Below are 17898 nucleotides of genomic sequence, written 5' to 3' on the forward strand. Positions count from 1 at the left end.
GGCGCCCCGGCCCGGCCGGGACCGACGACCCCGTGCGACGGCCGGGGCGCCCCGGGAGTCGCCCCGCCGGCGGTGCCGGGCCGGCGAGCGGGCCGCGGTCCGCGCTCCCGCGGCGTCGCGCCGGGATCCGCCTCAGCCGAGGACGGCGGCGCGCACGCAGAGCACGTCCGGGAGGTGCGAGGCGAGCATCCGCCAGCTGTCGCCGTCGTCCGCGGACGCGTACAGCTCGCCGTTGCGGGTGCCGAAGTAGACGCCCGCCGGGTCCGCGTCGTCGGTGCACAGGGCGTCGCGGAGCACCACTCCGTAGTGGTCCTCGTCGGGCAGGCCGGCGGACAGCGGCTCCCAGCCGCCGCCCCCGTCCGTGGTGCGGAAGACCCGCAGGCGCCGCCCGGCCGGCACCCGGTCGGAGTCGGCGTTGACCGGGAAGAGGTAGGCGGTGGAGCCGCGGTGCGGATGGGCCGCCACCGCGAAGCCGAAGGTGGACGGCAGGCCCTCGCCGATGTCCGTCCAGTGGGCGCCCGCGTCGGCGCTGCGGTAGACGCCCCAGTGGTTCTGCAGGTACAGCAGGTCCGGGTCGGCGGCGTCCCGGGAGATCTTGTGGACGCACTGCCCGAACTCCGGGTACGGATCCGGAAGGAAGACCGCGGAGACGCCCGAGTTGGACGGGGCCCAGCTCGCGCCGCCGTCGGTGCTGCGGAAGACGCCCGCGGCGGACACCGCCACCGTCAGGGCGTCCGGATCGCGGGCGTCGGTGAGGATCGTGTGCAGCCCCTCGCCGCCTCCGCCGGGAGCCCAGCGGGAGCGGGTGGGATGCTCCCAGAGCGGGCGGACCAGCGAGAAGCTCTCGCCGCGGTCCTCGGAGCGGAAGAGCCCGGCGGGCTCGGTGCCGGCGTACACCACGTCGGGCTCGACGGCGGACGGATGGAGCTGCCAGACGCGCTCGAGCGAGGTGCCGGTGTCCTCCGGGAACCGGACCGCCGGGCGGGCCGGTTCGCCCCAGGTGCGGCCGAGGTCGTCGGAGTGGAACACCGACGGCCCCCAGTGGGAGCTCACGCCGCCGACCAGGATCCGCGGGGCGGGGGCGCGGGTGTCGAGGGCGACCGCATGGACGGCCTGGGCGTTGAAGTGGGGAGCGGGATCGAAATCCCAGGCGCCGCCGGAACGGCGGCGCGCGAGGAACAGACCCTTGTTCGTGCCTACGGCGAGCAGTACGTCGGCCATGCCGGCCACCTCTCGGGACGTCGTCGTCCGGACGGGAGCGAGTCGGACACGGTCAGTGTGCACGGCGTCACCGACAACGCCGGGCAGCCCAGGAGCGCGCCCGCCGGGCGTCCCGCCGGCTATCCGCGCATGTCCCCCATGCGCGCGATCTCCGTCGTCTGGGTGGCGATGACGTCGTCGGCCATCTCCTCGGCGCGGAGGTTGTTGCCGTTCGCCTTCACGTCCGAGGCCATGGCGATCGCGCCCTCGTGGTGGGCGATCATCAGTTCCAGGAAGAGCCCGTCGAACCCGGCGCCGTCGGCGGCCTCGAGCTCCTCCATCTGCTCGGGCGTGGCCATGCCCCGCATCGTCCGGTGCTCGTGCCCGCCGGCGTCCTTCCCGGCGCCGTGCTCGTCCAGCCACCCCTCCATCATGTCGATCTCCGCGCCCTGCACGTCCGCGATGCGCGAGGCCAGGCCCTTCACCTGCTTCGACTTCGCCCGGTCCGGGGCGAGCCGGGCCATCTCCAGCGCCTGCTCGTGATGCTCGATCATCATCCGGACGTAGGAGACGTCCGCGGCGTTGGGGGAGTCGTCCTCCTTGCGGTGCCGGGCCGCCTCCTCGGGGGACAGGGTCCTGTTCGGCTCGCCCGGTCTCCCCGGAGCGATCACGGAGGACCCCTGGGCCGCGCCCGGCCCGTCGTCCGCGCCGGAATCGCAGCCGCCGAGCGCGAGGAGGCCCAGGGACAGCGCGGCGGTGACGAGTGCGGTTCGCGGAACGCGACGGATCAACACGGTGACCTCCCGGTGAGGCGGTTGACGGTTGTTCGGGTCTGCCACGTCCGTCCTAGCACGGTTTCACCAGCAGGTGATCTTAAATTCTTATGTTAATTGCATTTCGAATCTATTGATCTGTGCATGACGCGGCCCATACTGCTGAGGTCCGTCCACCGCTCAGTGCGTGACGGACCGATGAGGGAGGACCACGTGCTCAGATCGCACCCCCGAAAGCAGCGCAGACGGCTCGGAGTCGCGGCCACCGCCGCCGGTCTCCTGGCCGCACTCCTCACGGCCGCCCCCGCCGGCGCCGTACCCGGCCCGGGAGACCTCCCGGAGAAAAGGATCTCCAGCAGCGCGCAGGCCGAGGTCGAGGCGGCCATCGAGAGCGGCGAGATACCCGGGGTGGACGAGATCGTCCACTCCCGCAACATCGAGCACATCAGCAACACCCCGAAGGACCTGCTGCCCGGCACCAACTCGGACCTCGCCTTCCAGGGCCGCTACGCGTTCGCCGGCAACTACGACGGCTTCAAGATCTTCGACATCAAGAACCCGAGGAAGCCGAAGGTCGTGGCCCAGGTGCTCTGCCCCGGATCGCAGAACGACATCTCGGTCTCGGGCGACCTCCTCTTCCTCTCCACCGACTCCTCGCGCAGTGACGACTCCTGCAACAGCACCACCCAGCCGGTGACGGAGAAGTCCTCCTGGGAGGGCATGAAGATCTTCGACATCAGCGACATCACCAGGCCGGAGTACGTCGCCGCCGTCGAGACCGCCTGCGGTTCGCACACCCACACCCTGCTGCCGGACGGGGACGACGTCTACGTCTACGTCTCCTCGTACGCGCCGAACGCCGCCTACCCGGACTGCCGGCCCCCGCACGACGGCATCTCCGTCATCAAGGTGCCGGCCGACGCCCCGGAGACCGCGGCCGTCGTCGACTTCCCGGTGCTCTTCCCGGGCGAGGGCGAACTCGGCGGCGGAAACCCCGGCTCCCCGGTGAACCCGGGCGTCTCCCGCACCACCGGCTGCCACGACATCACCGTCCTCCCGTCGAGGAACCTCGCGGCCGGCGCCTGCATGGGCGACGGCATCCTGATGGACATCTCCGACCCGGCCGCCCCGGTCGTCATCGACCAGGTCCAGGACAACGCGAACTTCGCGTTCTGGCACTCGGCGACGTTCAACCTGGACGCCGACAAGGTCGTCTTCACCGACGAGCTCGGCGGCGGCGGCATGGCCACCTGCAACGAGGAGATCGGCCCCCACCGCGGCGCCAACGGCATCTACGACATCGTCGGCAAGGGCAGGAACGCCGAGCTGCGGTTCGTCAGCTACTTCAAGATCCCCCGCCACCAGGCCTCCACCGAGAACTGCGTCGCGCACAACGGCTCGCTCATCCCGGTCAAGGGCAGGGACATCATGGTCCAGTCCTGGTACCAGGGCGGCATCTCCGTCTGGGAGTTCACCGACTCCGAGAACCCCGAGGAGATCGCCTACTTCGAGCGGGGTCCCCTGCCCGACGGCCGTGGCGGCGGCACCTGGTCGACGTACTGGTACAACGGCTACCTCTACTCGAACGACATGGCCAAGGGATTCGACGTCCTGAAGCTCGACGACCGGCGCACCAACCCGGCCAACCGCGTTCACCTGGACGAGCTCAACGCCCAGACCCAGCCGCGGTACCTCAGGAAGTGACCCCGGGCCCCGGCCGGTGACCCTCCGCCCGTCCCGCCCCGTTCCCGCCGTGCGGCCCGTCCGCGCGGCGGGAACGCCGTTCCCGGCCCCGCACGCCGCGGACCGCAAATCCCGTTGACCGCACGGCGGGCGGGGGACATCCTGTAGGCCCGTCCGGGGCGACGCGGGGGAGCGCCCCGGACGGACCGCGGCGCGCGGAGGCCCTGCTCCGGGCGACCGGGGCCGGGGGCCGGCGCGCAACGGCGTCCCGCGGGCGTCCCGGAGAAGCCGGACAGCGCGGTGCCGGACCCCCGGGGCCGCACGGCGCGGGGCCGGACGGCGCGGAGGGGGAAGCGCTCACATGCGGGAACGCGTCCGCGGCCGCGCGTTCGCGTAGGAGCGCGAACCGGCCTCCCGCAGCCGCGGCAGCCGCTCGTGGACCACGACCGCCGCGGTCACCGTCATGGCGCCCAGCAGCCAGCCGCCCACCACGTCCGACGGCCAGTGCACCCCCAGCCAGACCCGGGTCAGCCCCACCCCCACGACGCTGACCACGGCCAGGGCCACGGCCGCCCGCCACAGCCGGCGCCCGACGCCGCAGCGGTGCAGGACCCACAGCAGCAGACCGCAGCAGACGGCCGCGGTCATGGCGTGCCCCGAGGGGAACGCCGCGTAGCGGGCGTGGTCGACCGGATCGGGCCACACCGGCCGGGGCCGGGCGAGGACGGCCTTGAGCACCTGCTGGAGCACGGCGGCCACGGCCACCACGGCCACCAGCCACAGCGCCGGCCACCACTGCGCCCGCCGCCAGGCGAGCCAGACGGCCACCGCCACGGTCAGCGCGCGCAGGGTCAGCGGGTCCCAGACCCAGTCGGTGAGCACACGGAAGGCCGCCGTGACGCCGTCCTCCGCGACCGCCCAGCGGTGGGTGGTCCGGGAGATCTCCGCGTCCACGGAGACGAGGGGCTGCCAGGACGCCTCCACGAGGGCCGACAGCACGAGGCAGCAGAGGGCGAGCACGGCCGCCGTCCGCAGCGCGGCGTCGTGGAGCCGTCGGCGCCGGGCGGAGGACGACGCGGTACGGGGCGGGGCATGCGGGGAGAGGCGCATGAGGCCGATACTGACCCCGCCCGGCTCCCTGAAACCATCCTTTCGCGCCGTTCGTCCCGTCGTGGCGGGCGGCGCCCGGCCCGGTTCACCCGCCCGGACGTCAGCCCAGGTGCAGCACGCCCAGCCCCGGGGCGAAGGCGACCAGCAGCGGAACCGCGGGGACCAGGGCGCCCGCCGCCGTCAGGCCCAGCCGGCGGACCGGGCTGAGCCGGCGCGGCGGGGCGATCAGCCGGTGGACGCGGTCCGGCACGTCGGCCCGCCCGCCCGGGGGCGCGGGGCCGAACACGCCGCGGTCCTCGTTGAGGCCGACCAGGGCCAGCGCGACGGCCAGACGCCCGTGGCGACGGGAGGCCGAGTCGTCGGCGGCCAGCTCCACCAGCCGGTGGATCTCGTCGCGGAACGCGGCGAACACCGGCACCCGCGGGAACCCCTCGGCCAGGGCGGAGGAGCAGTGCAGCAGCCAGTCGTGACGGGCCCGGGCGTGCCCCTGCTCGTGGGCGAGCACCGCGTCCAGCTCCCGTTCGCCCAGGCGGCGCAGGGCGGCCGTGGTGACCACCAGCCGGGGTTCCGGGCCGGGCAGCCACCAGGCGTCCGGCCGGTCGGCCTCCAGCACCACCAGCCCGTCGCCCGCGACGGCCTCGCCCGGCAGCACGGGCGCCCGCACCAGCAGCGCCGCGCGCTCCCGGCGGCGGCGGGAGCGCGCCCGCGAGACCTCGCGGGTCAGCATGGCCGCCGTCCACAGCCCGCCGGCGGCCAGCGCCACCGCGGTCGCCGCGGCCCACGGGCCGGCCGTCCCGTCCGGCGCGTAGACGTCGACCACGTGGCTCGGCGCGGGCGCGAAGACGTGGCCGCGCACCGCCTGCCAGGCCACCGCCGCGCTCAGCGTCATCGACAGCGCGAAGCACAGCAGCACGGCCGCCACCACGCACTGCCAGACCCACAGGGCCACCACCGGTTCCCGGTCCACGTCCGCCCGCGCCAGGAGGCGGGGCGCGACGACGGCGGTCAGCGCGCCGAGCAGCAGCAGTGCCGCGGGGACCATCATGGGGGCAGCGTAGAAGCCCCGGCCGTGCCGTGGAACACACCCGCGCCCCGAGTGACGCACGACACCCACGGCGAGGCCCCGCGCGCACGGCGAAGGCCCCGTCCGTCCGCCCGGGCACCGCCGCGGCCGTCCGCCCGGCCGGGCACCGCCGCGGCCGTCCGTCACATCGTCAGGAGCATGGCCAGCATGGCGATCCCCATGCCCAGCCGGCACGCCCGGGCCAGTTCCGGCCGGTCCCCCCACCGCGTCGTACCGCCCCCGGCCACCGCGCCGGACGGCAGCAGCCGCGCCCCGGAGAGCAGCACGTAACCGGCGAAGTAGAGCAGCAGGACCCCCGTCGGCAACGGGATCCCGGCAGCGCCGTGACCCGCGTGGCCGCCCGGCGCCGCGGTCATGGCCAGGGACATGTGGACCATGGCCAGCGCGCCGACGACGTGGTGCAGATGGTGCGCGCCGGTCCGGGCCGCCCACAGCGAGTGCAGCGCGGCCGCCGCGAAGACGGCCGCGTACACCGGCCACACCCAGTCGGGCGGATCCAGCGCCGCGGCCGGTACGGCCATCGCCGCCATCCCGAAGCCCATCACCGCCTCCCCTCCGGCGGCCCTGCGCTGCTCCTCCACGCCGCTGCGCATGCGCAGCACGCAGTAGGCGCCCGCCGCCGCGCACAGGGCGACCAGAAGCCATCCGGTCGTGGCCGGTCCGTGCACCCCCGCCCCCTTCCCCCGAGGTCACCGCCGCCCCGGCGGTCCGGTCAGGAAATGCCCGTGCGGGGCGGCGCGCATACGGGCGCAGGGGTGCGTACGGGGAGCATCGGGCGGAGCGTGACGGAAGCCGCCGATCATTTACGAGTGAAACACCTGCTAACGTCGACGGGATGAAGCATCCGTCCGCCGTCCGAGGAGGCCCTTCGGGGCGCCTGCCGCTCATCGACGTGCTACGGCTCGGCCGACCGGCCGAGATCTGGTACAAGCACGCCGTCAGCGTGGTCGTGGCCACCGCGCCGCCCAGCCTGCTGCTGGTGGCCCTCGGCCGCCTCGACCTGGCGGTCTACACGACGGCCGGATCGCTGTGTGCCCTCTACGCCCACAACCGCCCCTACAGCGCCCGGGCCCGCGCGCTGGCCGGGGTGATCGCCGGCATGGTCGCCGGGCTGGCGGTGGCGCTGACCGCGGCCTCCCTCACCTCCTCGGGCGTGGCGCTGGTCGCGGTGGGGGCGGTGCTGGCCGCCCTGCACAAGGCGCTCTGCGACGCCGCCGGCGTCGGTCCGCCCGGAAGCGTGATCCTCACCTTCGTCTCCTCGGCGGCCCTGTTCGCCCCGCAGACCCTGGGCCAGGTCCCCGGCCACGTGGGACTCGCCCTCGCCGCCGGAGGGTTCTCCTGGCTGGTGGGCATGGCGCCCGGCCTGCTCCGCCCCCACGGACCCGAGCGCCGGGCCGTCGTCCAGGCCCTGCGCCGGGTCGCCGCGCACGCCGAGTCCGCCCACCGCGCGGAGCCGGACGGGGAAGCGGCCGCGCAGCGGCGCGCGGACGCCGCCGGCGCGCTGCACAACGCCTGGCAGACACTGCTGACGACCGGCCGCCGCTCCTCCTCACGACGGCCCCTCGGCCGTGCGCTGGTGCGCGCCGAAGCCGTCCTCGCGGCTCCCGCCCCCGGCGACGCGGCCGAGCTGCGCGACCTCGCGGACCGGCTGCGCGGCCTGGCCCGCGTCCCGGACACCTTCGGTCCCGCCCTCGACGGGGAGGACGAGGACGAACTCCTCGGCGTCGAGATGGAGCGGGCCTTCCGCGCGCCGTCGCTGCGGCACCGGCTGGTCCCGCTGCGCGCCGTCGCGCTCCGCACGCTGCTGGGCTGCGCCCTGGCGGGCTGGGCCTCGCTGGCCCTGGGCATCGGGCGGCCCTACTGGGCCCTGGTGACCGCGGCCTCGCTCTTCCAGGCCAATCTCTCGCTGACCTGGAACCGCAGCGTCCAGCGGGTCGTCGGCAACCTGGCCGGAGTCGCGGTCTTCGCGGTCCTCGCGCCCGTCGCCCACCTCAGCCCGTGGACGCTCGTCCTGACGGTCCTCGCCCTCAGCTTCGGGGCGGAGGCGCTCATCTCCCGCAACTACTGGCTCGGCAGCCTCTGCGTCACCCCGATGGCCCTCCTCGTCACGGAGTACGCCCACCTGCAGGACACCCCCGGGCTGGTGGTCGAGCGGACGGTCGACACGCTGGTCGGCGCGCTGGTCGGCCTGGTGGCCGCCGTGGCGGTCACCGACCGGCGGGCCGCCGACCGGGTGGCCGCCGCGCTGGGCCGCGCCCGGGCCGCCCGGCAGCGCACCGAGGCACTGCTCTCCGGGCCCTTCGCCGGGCCCGGCGCCCTGGCCGCCGCGCGGCGGGAACTGGCCGCCGAACTGGTGGGCCTGCGCGGCACCGTCCAGGCGGCCTCCGGCGAGTGGTGGCTGCGTGCCCTGCCGACGGAGGACGTGATGAGGGAGGAGCGGGCCGGACACCGTACGCTCGCCGCGACGGTACGGCACCCGCGGCCCGGCCCCGCCGCGGTGACGCGACCGTCGCACCACCCGAGCGCGACGACGGAGGACGCCACGTCATGACGGACAACGGGAACCGCCCCGAGGACGGACCGGCGGACGCGACGGACACCGTCGCCACGGTCCTCCGGCAGTGGCGGGACGTCCTTCCCGAGCTGGACACCGACCCGATGCGGCTCATCGGGCGGATCAACCGCAGCGCCGCGCTCCTGCGGCAGGCGGAGGACGCGCCGCTGCGCCGGCCGGGGCTCACCCGTCCGGAGTTCGAGCTGCTCGGCGCGCTGCGGCGCACCGGGCGGGAACTCACCCCCGGCGACCTGGCCCGGGAGACGTTCTCCTCGGGAGCGGCGGTGACCAAACGGCTCAAGCAGCTCACCGGGCGCGGGCTGGTGGAGCGGCGCACCGACGCCCGGGACCGCAGGGTGGTCCTGGTGGGCCTGACCGCGGCGGGCCGGGAGCTGGTCGACTCCGTGCTGCCGGAGCAGCTGTCGTTCGAGGCGGACGTCCTCTCCGGGCTGGACGCCGAGGAGCGGCACCGGCTGGCGGAACTGCTCGGCAAGCTCCTGACCCAGCTGGAGGGCCGGCTCGCCCCACGGCTGTGACCGCACCGCCCGGCCCGGAGCCGCGGCGGCTCCCGGCCGCCCGGCCGGCGGGCGGCGGCCCTCACATGCCCGGCCGGTGGCGCAGCGGATGGTCAGCGGGAATCTCCACCAGGACGATCGGCAGGCCGTCCGGGTCGGCGATCCACATCTCGACCAGCCCCCACGGTTCGCGCACCGGCTCCCGGACGATCTCCACGCCGCGCGCCGCCAGTTCGTCGCGCGCCGCCGCCGCGTCCGCCACCTGCAGCCACAGCCGCAGGGCGCCGCCCCCGTCCTCGTCGGGGCCGCGCCGCCCCGACAGCTCCAGGAACCCGCCGCCGAGGAAGTACACCGTCCCCCGCTCCTCGCCGGTGCCGAACTCCCGGTACACCGCGAGGCCCAGCTTCTCGCCGTAGAACGCCCGGGAGGCCGGCGGATCGAGGGGGCGGATCAACGTCCTGCTGCTCAGTACGTGCACCATGGGCCGCAGCCTAGACACCGGAGAGAACATGCGCCCCGACGACAGCCCGGCCGGCACCTCCGCCGCCGCCCCCACCCTCGCCCCGGACTTCCGCGACGGCACCCCCGACGACGTCGACGCCCTGGTCGCCCTGGTCGAATCCGCCTACCGCGGGGACGCCAGCCGGGCCGGCTGGACCACCGAGGCGGACATCCTCGACGGACGGCGCACCGGCCCCGAGGCCGTGCGGGAGATCCTCGCCGACCCCTCGGGCCGGCTGCTCGTCGCCGAGCAGGACGGGCGGATCGTCGCCTGCTGCCAGCTCGAACACCGGGGCGACCACGCGTACTTCGGCATGTTCGCGGTGCGCCCCGGGCTCCAGGGCGGGGGACTGGGCCGCGTCGTGATGGCCGAGGCCGAGCGGTTCGTCCGGGAGGCCTGGGGAGCCGCCGAGATGCACATGACGGTGATCTCCGTGCGCGAGGAACTGATCGCCTGGTACGAGCGCCGGGGGTACCGCCGCACCGGGAGGACCAGCCCCTTCCCCTACGGCGACGAGCGCTTCGGCGTCCCCCGCCGCGACGACCTGGAGTTCGAGCTGCTGGTCAAGGAGCTCCCCGCCCCCGGGATCAGCCCCGCCTGATCTCCGGACGGTCGGTGACCACCCCGTCGAGCCCGAAGGCGTACGCCAGGCGCAGCTGCTCCGGGGTGTTCACCGTCCAGGCGAGGACGCGGAGCTCCGCGCGCCGGGCGCGCTCCATCGTCTCCAGGGTGAGCCGGCGGATGTTCAACGACATGGTCCGGGCCCCGGCCCGCACCGCCCGCTCGACGATCTCCGCGTCGTAACGGCCGGCCACCAGCGCCGTCCGCACGCCCGGCACCAGACGGGCGATCTCCTCGATCGCCTCCGCGTGGAACGAGATGACCTCCACCCGCTCCACCAGAGCGCGTTCCCGCATCACCTCGGCCAGTCGCTGCGCGGCCGCCACGTCCTTGATCTCGGCCTGCAGCGGGGCCGTCACCGCGTCCAGCACCTCCTCGAACACCGGGATCCGCTCACCCGACCCGGCGTCCAGCGTGCGCAGTTCGGCCAGCGTGCGGTCCGCGACCGGCCCCGTGCCGTCGGTCGTGCGGTCGACCGTGGCGTCGTGCATCACCACCAGGGCGCCGTCCTTGCTCAGGTGGAGGTCCAGTTCGATCAGGTCGAGACCGGCCTTCTCGGCCGCCACGAACGAACGCAGCGTGTTCTCCGGCTCGACGCCCATGAGACCGCGGTGGCCGATGGTGAGGAAATCCAAGGTCTTCTCGCTCCCGTGCGCTGTGCCTGCTCCGTGCTTCTCCGCCCCGCAGCCTAGGGGCCGTCCGCCGTCCCCTGCCGCGCTCCCGGGTCACCCGTACGGCCGCTTGACAGGAAAATTCACGCTCAGACGGGGCTGTGGCAATAAGTTTTCCCAAGATCCCCTCTTGCTGAAAGAGAAGATGGTGCTTACGGTGAGTCCACCCGAGGTACTCCCGTGGAGGGTGAGAGATGGCGGAGGTTCTTGTGCAGGTGGGCACTCAGGGGCAGCGGCAGGCTCCCGGGGCACGGGTGGTGGACCACCCGGCGTGGCCCGCGCTCAAGGGCGCGGTGGAACGCATCCGGCCCTGGCAGAGCAAGGACGGTTCCATCGACCTCACCGCCGAGGGCGCCCCCGGCCGCGCCGAGGCCGAGCGGGCCGTCGCCGAGGTGACGGACGCCGTCACGGCCCTCGCCCCGCTGCTTCCGCACGACGCCGCGTACCACGAGGCGCTGGTCAAGGACCTGCGCCGCTGGGCCGACGGCGGCTTCGAGGTGCCTGACTTCCTCGACTCGCTGATGGCCTTCCAGCCGGCCGCGCGCCGTGAGGACGGTCTCCAGCACCTGGTCGTCTTCCCGATGTACACGCAGAACGGCAACCCGGACCGCAACCTCGAGGCCGTCGTGCTCCGCATGGTGTGGCCCGACTGGCTGGCGGAGCTGGAGCGGACCCGCTACGACAACCCGCTCTTCTGCGCCATCACCTTCGAGGACTTCACCGCGGGCTACGACACCAACTCCGCCGTCCTCTTCCCGGAGACCGTCGCCGTCCGCGAGGCCCCCGAGCGGTTCACCTGGGGCGGCATCTTCTGCGACCGCGAGGCCGCCCGCTTCCGCCGGGTCACCGAGGCGGCCGTCGGCATCCTCGGCCTCGAACTCCCCGAGGACGTCGCGGCGATGGTCCACGACCAGCAGCGCTGCCAGGACGCCTTCGTGCTGTGGGACCTGGTCCACGACCGCACGCACAGCCACGGCGACCTGCCGTTCGACCCCTTCATGATCAAGCAGCGCCAGCCGTTCTGGATGTACGGCCTGGAGGAGCTGCGCTGCGACCTCACCGCCTTCAAGGAGGCCGTGAAGCTGGAGGCCGAGGGCGTTCCGCAGGCCCGCGACGTGCAGACGGCGGTCCTCTTCGACCGCATGTTCCGCTTCCCGGTCACCGGCGAGCGCAGCCGCAACTACGACGGCCTGGGCGGTCAGCTGCTCTTCGCCTACCTGCACAAGCACGACGTGGTCCGCTGGACCGACAACAAGCTGCACATCGACTGGCAGCGCGCCCCCGAGGTCACCAACCGGCTCTGCGCCGAGATCGAGACGCTCTACCGCGACGGCATCGACCGGCCCAAGCTGGTCCACTGGTTCGCCGGCTACGAGCTGGTCTCCGCCTACCTCGCGCCGCACCCCGGCTCCCGCTGGGCCAAGGGCCCCGACGCCCTCGACCTCACGCAGCCCCCGCGCAAGCTGGTCGACGACGTGCTGCCGGACGAGTTTCCGCTCAGCATGTTCTACGAGGCGCTCGCCAAGAAGCTCAAGCACGTGATCGCCTCCGCCAAGGGGATCACCGCCGGGAGCGGCGAGCTGCCCACCGCCGCGTAGGCGGCCCGGTCAAGCCACCGACCGGCCCGGGGACGGCCGGACGATTCAGCGAAACGCCTGGGAGGCGAGAGCGATGGGGAACGGAAACGGAGCGCTCGAGGGGGCGGTCGTCGCGGTGGCCGGCGCGGGCGGCGCGGCCGGACGGGCGGCGCTGCTGCGCCTGGCCGAGGCCGGCGCGGTGGTCGTGGCCTCGGACAACGACCCCGTGCGCCTGGCGGAGGCCGTGGACGCAGCCCGTTACGCGCACGGCGGGGCCACGGTCACCGGCGAACCGGTGGACCTGCTGGACCTGGACGCGGCGCGCGCCTGGGCGGCCGAGACCGAGAAGGAGTACGGCCGGATCGACGGAATGGTCCACCTGGTCGGCGGCTGGCGCGGCAGCGCCTCCTTCCCGCAGACCGACCTGGCCGACTGGGAGCTGCTGGAGAAACTGCTGGTCCGCACGGTCCAGCACACCTCCCTCGCCTTCCACGACGCCCTGGTGCGCAGCGACCGCGGCCGGTTCGTGCTGATCAGCGCCACCGGGGCGGCGAAGCCCACCGCGGGCAACGCCGCCTACGGAGCCGCCAAGGCCGCCGCCGAGGCGTGGACGCTGGCCCTCGCGGACGCCTTCCGCAAGGAGGGGGGCGAGGACGGCCCCGCTGCGGCGGCTGCCATCCTGGTCGTGAAGGCACTGGTGCACGACGCCATGCGCGCCGAGCGCCCGAACGCGAAGTTCGCGGGCTTCACCGACGTCAAGGACCTGGCCGAGGCCATCGCCGGAGTCTGGGAGAAGCCCGCCAGTGAAGTGAACGGAAACCGTCTGTGGCTGACCGAGAAGCCGTGAACCCCCCGAAGACCGACGCGCGCCGTCGTCACGACCCGTCGGTCCGCGGCTTCGCCAGCGACAACTACGCGGGGGTCCACCCCGAGGTGCTCGCCGCCCTGGCCCTGGCCAACGGCGGGCACCAGGTCGCGTACGGCGAGGACGTCTACACGGAACACCTCCAGCAGGTCGTGCGCGGCCACTTCGGCGCCACCGCCGAGGCCTATCCCGTCTTCAACGGCACCGGCGCCAACGTGGTGGCGCTGCAGGCGGTCACCGACCGCTGGGGCGCGGTGATCTGCGCGGAGAGCGCCCACATCAACACCGACGAGGGCGGCGCGCCGGAGCAGGTGGCGGGCATCAAGCTGCTCACCGTGCCCGCCCCGGACGGCAAGCTCACCCCCGAGCTCATCGACCGCCAGGCCTTCGGCTTCGACGACGAGCACCGGGCGATGCCGCAGGTCGTCTCCATCACCCAGTCGACCGAGCTCGGCACCGTCTACACGCCGGACGAGATCCGCGCCATCTGCGACCACGCCCACGCGCACGGCCTGACGGTCCACCTCGACGGCTCCCGGCTCGGCAACGCGGCCGCCTCCCTGGACGTGCCCATGCGGGCCTTCACCAACGCGGCCGGCGTCGACCTGCTCTCGCTGGGCGGCACCAAGAACGGCGCCATGTACGGCGAGGCCGTGGTGGTGATCAACCACGAGCGGGTGCGCAGGATGAAGCACCTGCGCAAGACCTCCATGCAGCTGGCCTCCAAGATGCGGTTCGTCTCGGTGCAGCTGGAGGCGCTGCTGGCCAAGGACCTGTGGCTGCGCAACGCCCGTCACGCCAACGAGATGGCGCGGCGCCTGGCCGAGGGCGTGCGGGCCGTGGACGGCGTGGAGATCCTCCACCCGGTCCAGTCCAACGCGGTGTTCGCCCGCCTGCCGCACGCCGTGACCGAGCGGCTGCAGAAGCGCTTCCGCTTCTACTTCTGGGACGAGGCCGCCGGCGACGTGCGCTGGATGTGCGCCTACGACACCTCGGAGGACGACGTCGACGCCTTCGTCGCCGCCGTCAAGGAGGAGATGGCGTCCCGTTGATTCATGCATGAGTATGCGGTCGTTCGGAAATTCATTGATCCCGGACGACCGCATACCTATGATCATGGCGCATGGAGACCATCCAGCAGACGCCGGACCTGTCCGCATATCTGGCCGCTTCCGACGTGATCGACCACGAGCACCCGCAGGTCCGGCAGGTCGCCGCCCGACTCGCCTCGGCGGCCGACGACTCGTATGACTATGCGCGCGCCGCCTTCGAGTTCGTGCGCGACGCCATTCCCCACTCGCACGACGCGGACGACCGGCGGGTCACCTGGCGCGCCTCCGACGTGATCGGACTGCGCACCGGCATCTGTTACGCGAAATCACACGCGCTCGCCGCGCTGCTGCGGGCCGAGGACATCCCCACGGCGCTCTGCTACCAGCGGTTGCGCGACGACCGGGGCGGACACGTGGTGCACGGGCTGGTCGCCGTGCGCTTCGACGGCGCCTGGCACCGGCAGGACCCCCGGGGCAACAGGCCGGGGGTCGACGCCCGGTTCTCCCTGACGGGGGAGCGGCTGGCGTTCCCGGTGGACGCCTCGCTGGGGGAGCGGGACTACCCGGAGCTCCACGCCGGGCCGCACCCCGCGGTGCTGGCGGCGCTGCGCGGCGCGCGCGACCGGGCCGAGCTGTGGCGGGCCCTGCCCGCGGAACTGCGGGACGGGAGGGCGGCGGAACCGGCGGAGCGACGGGGAGGCGCCGCCGGGGACGCCGGTCAGCGCCGCTCGCGGCGCGCGACCTCTTCGGGGGTGGGGGCGGTGCCGCCCAGGTGCGCGGGGAGCCACCAGGAGTCCTCCGGGCCGGAGGGGGTGTCCGGGTAGTCGCGCTGGGCGTGCTCGAGGAGGCCCTGGACGCGCTCCCGCAGGCGGGCCGTCAGCTCCTCCGCCGTCCCCTCGGAGGTGTCGATCGGCTCGCCCACCCGGATGGTCACGGGCGTGTGGCTGCGGCTGAAGTCGCGCTTGCGGCCCTTGGTCCACAGGCGCTGGGTGCCCCACAGCGCCATCGGGATCAGCGGGACGCCGGACTCCTGCGCCAGGCGCGCCGCGCCCTTCTTGAAGTCCTTCAGGCAGAACGACTGGGAGATGGTCGCCTCGGGGAAGATGCCCACCACCTCGCCCGACCGCAGCGAGTCCAGCGCGTGCGCGTAGGCGGCGTCCCCCTGGCGGCGGTCCACCGGGATGTGCCGCATGCCGCGCATCAGCGGACCGGAGATCCTGTGCCGGAAGACCGAGTCCTTGGCCATGAACCGCACCAGCCGCTTGCGCGGGCGGGCCGCGTACCCGTCGAAGATGAAGTCCAGGTAGCTGATGTGGTTGCTGGCCAGCACCGCGCCGCCCGACCGCGGTATGTTCTCCGTGCCGCGGAGGTCGATCTTCAGGTCCCAGGCCTTGAACAACGACAAGGCGAGACCGATGACGGGACGGTAGACGAGCTCTGCCATGGGCGGGACGAGCCCCCTTCTGCTTGCTGTGCGGCCGCCGGGCGCGGGATTTCCGGCTCCGGCCGCTCGAACCTACGCGGCCGTAGGTTACGGTCGCGTAGAGATCGTGCCCCAAGAACGTGCAAAGGACCAGATGAAGTGCCTGGTGGGGACGAGATCCTCGTCACGTCCGCCGCACGGCCCCTGACCGGGGAATCTTCACCCCCCGCCCACCGCTGACCTTCCCCGGCGGGTGATGATGGGAACGCCGTGACGGCGGCGGAGCGAAGGAGCGCGGGTGATCGGGCACGACGGCGGACGACCACGCATCGACGCCGCCGCACTCGGCGGCGGCCAGGGGGAGCGGGCCACCCTGCTGCAGTTCTCCACCGCCTTCTGCGCCCCCTGCCGTGCGACGCGGCGCGTCCTGGCCGAGGTGGCCGCGATGGTCCCCGGCGTGGGCCACGTGGAGATCGACGCGGAGGCCCACCTGGAGCTGGTGCGCGCGCTGGGGATCGAGGCCACGCCCACCACGCTGGTGCTCGACGCGGAACGCCGTGTGGTGCGCCGGGCCGCGGGCGTGCCCCGCAGGGCCGATGTGATCGCCGCCCTCGGAGAGGCGATATGAGGAAGGACGACTCCATGACGGTCGACCCCGTGACGGCCGGCCCTGCGACGGCCGGGCCCCTGACGGCCGGCCCTGCGACGGCCGGGCCCGTGACGGCCGGACCCACCGGGACCGGCGGCGCCGACGGCGGCGAGGCGTCCCCGGACCTGCTGCGCTCCGTCTTCCGGCGCCACGCCGCCGGTGTGGCCGTGATCACCGCCGGTCACCGGGGGAGGCCCCACGGGTTCACCGCGACCTCGCTCACCTCGGTCTCGGCGGACCCCGCCCTGGTCTCGTTCGGCATCAGCGAGCGCTCCTCCTGCTGGCCCGCCGTCGCCCGGGCGGAGTACGTCGGCGTCCACATACTCGGCGAGCACCAGGCGGAGCTCGCCGCCACCTTCGCCCGCAGCGGGGCCGACCGGTTCGCCCCGCCCACCGCCTGGCGCGAGGGCCCCGGCGGGGTCCCGCTGCTGGACGGCGTGGTCGCCTGGCTGGTCTGCCGCCCCGTGGCGCGCGTCCCCGCCGGCGACCACCGGATCGTGGTGGCCGAGGTGACGGGCGGCGATCCGGCCGGCCCGGGACGGCCGCTCCTCTACCACCAGGGCCGCTACGGCGGCCTGCGGGACTGACATACCGGCCGTTACGTAGCGTTACTAAGGTCACACCGCAAAGCGCTTGCTTAGCCCGAGGTGACGGGGTGTACTACTGGCGAGTAATTTATTCGTCGGGGAGCGGACACTCCCCGGACGGAAGTGGCGGCTTCGGGCGCATATGCTGCCTGACAGGAAGCAGCCCGACATGACGATGCAGTAGGAGAGCCGGCGTGAGCTTGAGGATCGTTGTCACCGTGAAGTACGTGCCTGACGCCACCGGCGACCGGCACTTCGCCGACGACCTGACCGTCGACCGCGACGACGTCGACGGTCTGCTGTCGGAGCTGGACGAGTACGCCGTCGAGCAGGCGCTGCAGATCGCCGAGAACGCCGACGACGCCGAGGTCACCGTGCTCACGGTCGGCCCCGAGGACGCCAAGGACGCCCTGCGCAAGGCGCTGTCCATGGGCGCCGACAAGGCCATCCACGTCGAGGACGACGACCTGCACGGCACCGACGCCATCGGCACCTCCCTGGTGCTCGCCAAGGCGATCGAGAAGGCCGGCTACGACGTGGTCATCTCCGGCATGGCCTCCACCGACGGCACCATGGGCATCGTCCCCGCGCTGGTCGCCGAGCGCCTGGGCGTCCCGCAGGTCACCCTGCTCTCCGAGATCGCGGTCGAGGACGGCAAGGTCACCGGCCGCCGCGACGGCGACGCCGCCTCCGAGCAGCTCGAGGCCTCCCTGCCGGCCGTCGTCTCCGTCACCGACCAGTCGGGCGAGGCGCGCTACCCCTCCTTCAAGGGCATCATGGCCGCCAAGAAGAAGCCGGTGGAGTCCTGGGACCTCTCCGACCTCGACATCGAGGCCGAGGAGGTCGGTCTGGAGGGCGCCTTCACCAAGGTCGAGGCCGCCACCGCGCGCCCGGCCCGCACCGCCGGCACGATCGTCAAGGACGAGGGCGAGGGCGGCAAGCAGCTCGCTGAGTTCCTCGCGGGCCAGAAGTTCATCTGAGCCCTCCCCAGCTGACCGCCCCTCAGACTTCGCATTCCGCAGGAGAGCATTC

18 protein-coding genes and 1 pseudogene are annotated in these 17898 nt (G+C 73.6%); 11 read left to right on the plus strand and 8 right to left on the minus strand.

What is annotated here, in order from left to right; genetic code table 11:
- Positions 1-132 precede the first annotated feature (132 nt).
- Together A2U95_RS19085 and A2U95_RS19090 are read right to left on the minus strand one after the other, a co-directional pair.
- Entirely contained in the window at positions 133-1221 is a 1089-nt protein-coding gene (locus A2U95_RS19085) for a WD40/YVTN/BNR-like repeat-containing protein (protein WP_240957363.1), read from the minus strand.
- 119 nt (positions 1222-1340) lie between these two features.
- The gene (locus A2U95_RS19090; protein WP_166024143.1) at positions 1341-1994 is read right to left on the minus strand and encodes a DUF305 domain-containing protein; all 654 of its coding nucleotides are present in this window, start codon (positions 1992-1994) and stop codon (positions 1341-1343) included.
- Positions 1995-2171: 177 nt separating this feature from the next.
- Between A2U95_RS19090 and A2U95_RS19095 the strand changes: the two genes are divergently transcribed.
- The gene (locus A2U95_RS19095; protein WP_166024145.1) at positions 2172-3677 is read left to right on the plus strand and encodes an LVIVD repeat-containing protein; all 1506 of its coding nucleotides are present in this window, start codon (positions 2172-2174) and stop codon (positions 3675-3677) included.
- A gap of 336 nt (positions 3678-4013) precedes the next feature.
- Here A2U95_RS19095 and A2U95_RS19100 read toward each other — a convergent pair whose 3' ends face one another.
- From A2U95_RS19100 to A2U95_RS19110, 3 genes are all read right to left on the minus strand, one after another.
- Positions 4014-4766, minus strand: a complete 753-nt coding sequence (locus A2U95_RS19100) for a phosphatase PAP2 family protein (RefSeq protein ID WP_166024147.1) — start codon at positions 4764-4766, stop codon at positions 4014-4016.
- A 100-nt stretch (positions 4767-4866) separates the two neighbouring features.
- Positions 4867-5811 (minus strand): M56 family metallopeptidase, encoded by a 945-nt coding sequence (locus A2U95_RS19105; protein WP_166024148.1) that lies wholly within the window; start codon positions 5809-5811, stop codon positions 4867-4869.
- A gap of 161 nt (positions 5812-5972) precedes the next feature.
- Positions 5973-6518, minus strand: a complete 546-nt coding sequence (locus tag A2U95_RS19110; protein WP_166024150.1) for a DUF5134 domain-containing protein — start codon at positions 6516-6518, stop codon at positions 5973-5975.
- Positions 6519-6685: 167 nt separating this feature from the next.
- Between A2U95_RS19110 and A2U95_RS19115 the strand changes: the two genes are divergently transcribed.
- Together A2U95_RS19115 and A2U95_RS19120 are read left to right on the plus strand one after the other, a co-directional pair.
- A complete protein-coding gene (locus A2U95_RS19115) occupies positions 6686-8401 on the plus strand; it encodes an FUSC family protein (protein WP_166024151.1) in 1716 nt (571 codons plus the stop codon).
- Positions 8398-8940: a MarR family winged helix-turn-helix transcriptional regulator gene (locus A2U95_RS19120; RefSeq protein WP_166024153.1), complete on the plus strand. Its 543-nt coding sequence runs from the start codon at positions 8398-8400 to the stop codon at positions 8938-8940. Before A2U95_RS19115 ends, A2U95_RS19120 begins: the two co-directional genes overlap by 4 nt.
- A 61-nt stretch (positions 8941-9001) precedes the next feature.
- Here the strand turns inward: A2U95_RS19120 and A2U95_RS19125 are convergent, their stop codons facing one another.
- On the minus strand, positions 9002-9400 hold the full coding sequence (locus A2U95_RS19125; RefSeq protein ID WP_166024155.1) for a VOC family protein: 399 nt from the start codon (positions 9398-9400) through the stop codon (positions 9002-9004).
- 28 nt (positions 9401-9428) lie between these two features.
- Here A2U95_RS19125 and A2U95_RS19130 point away from each other — a divergent pair, with 28 nt between their 5' ends.
- The gene (locus A2U95_RS19130) at positions 9429-10022 is read left to right on the plus strand and encodes a GNAT family N-acetyltransferase (protein ID WP_166024157.1); all 594 of its coding nucleotides are present in this window, start codon (positions 9429-9431) and stop codon (positions 10020-10022) included.
- Here the strand turns inward: A2U95_RS19130 and A2U95_RS19135 are convergent.
- Positions 10009-10677, minus strand: coding sequence for a glycerophosphodiester phosphodiesterase (locus A2U95_RS19135; RefSeq protein ID WP_166024159.1), 669 nt, complete (start codon positions 10675-10677; stop codon positions 10009-10011). The genes A2U95_RS19130 and A2U95_RS19135 overlap by 14 nt on opposite strands.
- 230 nt (positions 10678-10907) lie before the next feature.
- Here A2U95_RS19135 and A2U95_RS19140 point away from each other — a divergent pair, with 230 nt between their 5' ends.
- From A2U95_RS19140 to A2U95_RS19155, 4 genes and pseudogenes are all read left to right on the plus strand, one after another.
- The gene (locus tag A2U95_RS19140; RefSeq protein ID WP_166024161.1) at positions 10908-12311 is read left to right on the plus strand and encodes a DUF6421 family protein; all 1404 of its coding nucleotides are present in this window, start codon (positions 10908-10910) and stop codon (positions 12309-12311) included.
- Positions 12312-12384: 73 nt separating this feature from the next.
- On the plus strand, positions 12385-13137 hold the full coding sequence (locus tag A2U95_RS19145; RefSeq protein ID WP_166024163.1) for an SDR family NAD(P)-dependent oxidoreductase: 753 nt from the start codon (positions 12385-12387) through the stop codon (positions 13135-13137).
- Positions 13134-14207, plus strand: a complete 1074-nt coding sequence (locus A2U95_RS19150; protein ID WP_166024165.1) for a threonine aldolase family protein — start codon at positions 13134-13136, stop codon at positions 14205-14207. Before A2U95_RS19145 ends, A2U95_RS19150 begins: the two co-directional genes overlap by 4 nt.
- A 71-nt stretch (positions 14208-14278) precedes the next feature.
- Positions 14279-14866: pseudogene (locus A2U95_RS19155) on the plus strand (transglutaminase-like domain-containing protein); the annotation flags it as partial.
- Between the two features lie 59 nt (positions 14867-14925).
- On the opposite strand, the gene A2U95_RS19160 reads toward A2U95_RS19155, so the two are convergent.
- A complete protein-coding gene (locus A2U95_RS19160) occupies positions 14926-15651 on the minus strand; it encodes a lysophospholipid acyltransferase family protein (protein ID WP_166024169.1) in 726 nt (241 codons plus the stop codon).
- A 277-nt stretch (positions 15652-15928) separates the two neighbouring features.
- Between A2U95_RS19160 and A2U95_RS19165 the strand changes: the two genes are divergently transcribed.
- The 3 genes from A2U95_RS19165 (at position 15929) to A2U95_RS19175 (ending at position 17846) form a co-directional block, all read left to right on the plus strand.
- Positions 15929-16258, plus strand: coding sequence for a TlpA family protein disulfide reductase (locus A2U95_RS19165; protein WP_166024170.1), 330 nt, complete (start codon positions 15929-15931; stop codon positions 16256-16258).
- Between the two features lie 14 nt (positions 16259-16272).
- Complete coding sequence (locus A2U95_RS19170) at positions 16273-16866, plus strand: flavin reductase family protein (RefSeq protein WP_166024172.1); 594 nt, start codon at positions 16273-16275, stop codon at positions 16864-16866.
- A gap of 194 nt (positions 16867-17060) precedes the next feature.
- On the plus strand, positions 17061-17846 hold the full coding sequence (locus tag A2U95_RS19175) for an electron transfer flavoprotein subunit beta/FixA family protein (RefSeq protein WP_166024174.1): 786 nt from the start codon (positions 17061-17063) through the stop codon (positions 17844-17846).
- Positions 17847-17898 lie beyond the last annotated feature (52 nt).

The sequence above is a fragment of the Streptomyces chilikensis genome, assembly GCF_001642695.1.
GTDB classification, from domain to species: domain Bacteria; phylum Actinomycetota; class Actinomycetes; order Streptomycetales; family Streptomycetaceae; genus Streptomyces; species Streptomyces chilikensis.

Bases quoted from the DNA above. Each gene is read 5' to 3' on its own strand.
- A2U95_RS19085 (WP_240957363.1), bottom strand. From the start codon at position 1,221: ATGGCCGACGTACTGCTCGCCGTAGGCACGAACAAGGGTCTGTTCCTC.
- A2U95_RS19095 (WP_166024145.1), top strand. From the start codon at position 2,172: ATGAGGGAGGACCACGTGCTCAGATCGCACCCCCGAAAGCAGCGCAGA.
- A2U95_RS19100 (WP_166024147.1), bottom strand. From the start codon at position 4,766: ATGCGCCTCTCCCCGCATGCCCCGCCCCGTACCGCGTCGTCCTCCGCC.
- A2U95_RS19105 (WP_166024148.1), bottom strand. From the start codon at position 5,811: ATGATGGTCCCCGCGGCACTGCTGCTGCTCGGCGCGCTGACCGCCGTC.
- A2U95_RS19115 (WP_166024151.1), top strand. From the start codon at position 6,686: ATGAAGCATCCGTCCGCCGTCCGAGGAGGCCCTTCGGGGCGCCTGCCG.
- A2U95_RS19120 (WP_166024153.1), top strand. From the start codon at position 8,398: ATGACGGACAACGGGAACCGCCCCGAGGACGGACCGGCGGACGCGACG.
- A2U95_RS19125 (WP_166024155.1), bottom strand. From the start codon at position 9,400: ATGGTGCACGTACTGAGCAGCAGGACGTTGATCCGCCCCCTCGATCCG.
- A2U95_RS19130 (WP_166024157.1), top strand. From the start codon at position 9,429: ATGCGCCCCGACGACAGCCCGGCCGGCACCTCCGCCGCCGCCCCCACC.
- A2U95_RS19140 (WP_166024161.1), top strand. From the start codon at position 10,908: ATGGCGGAGGTTCTTGTGCAGGTGGGCACTCAGGGGCAGCGGCAGGCT.
- A2U95_RS19145 (WP_166024163.1), top strand. From the start codon at position 12,385: ATGGGGAACGGAAACGGAGCGCTCGAGGGGGCGGTCGTCGCGGTGGCC.
- A2U95_RS19160 (WP_166024169.1), bottom strand. From the start codon at position 15,651: ATGGCAGAGCTCGTCTACCGTCCCGTCATCGGTCTCGCCTTGTCGTTG.
- A2U95_RS19170 (WP_166024172.1), top strand. From the start codon at position 16,273: ATGACGGTCGACCCCGTGACGGCCGGCCCTGCGACGGCCGGGCCCCTG.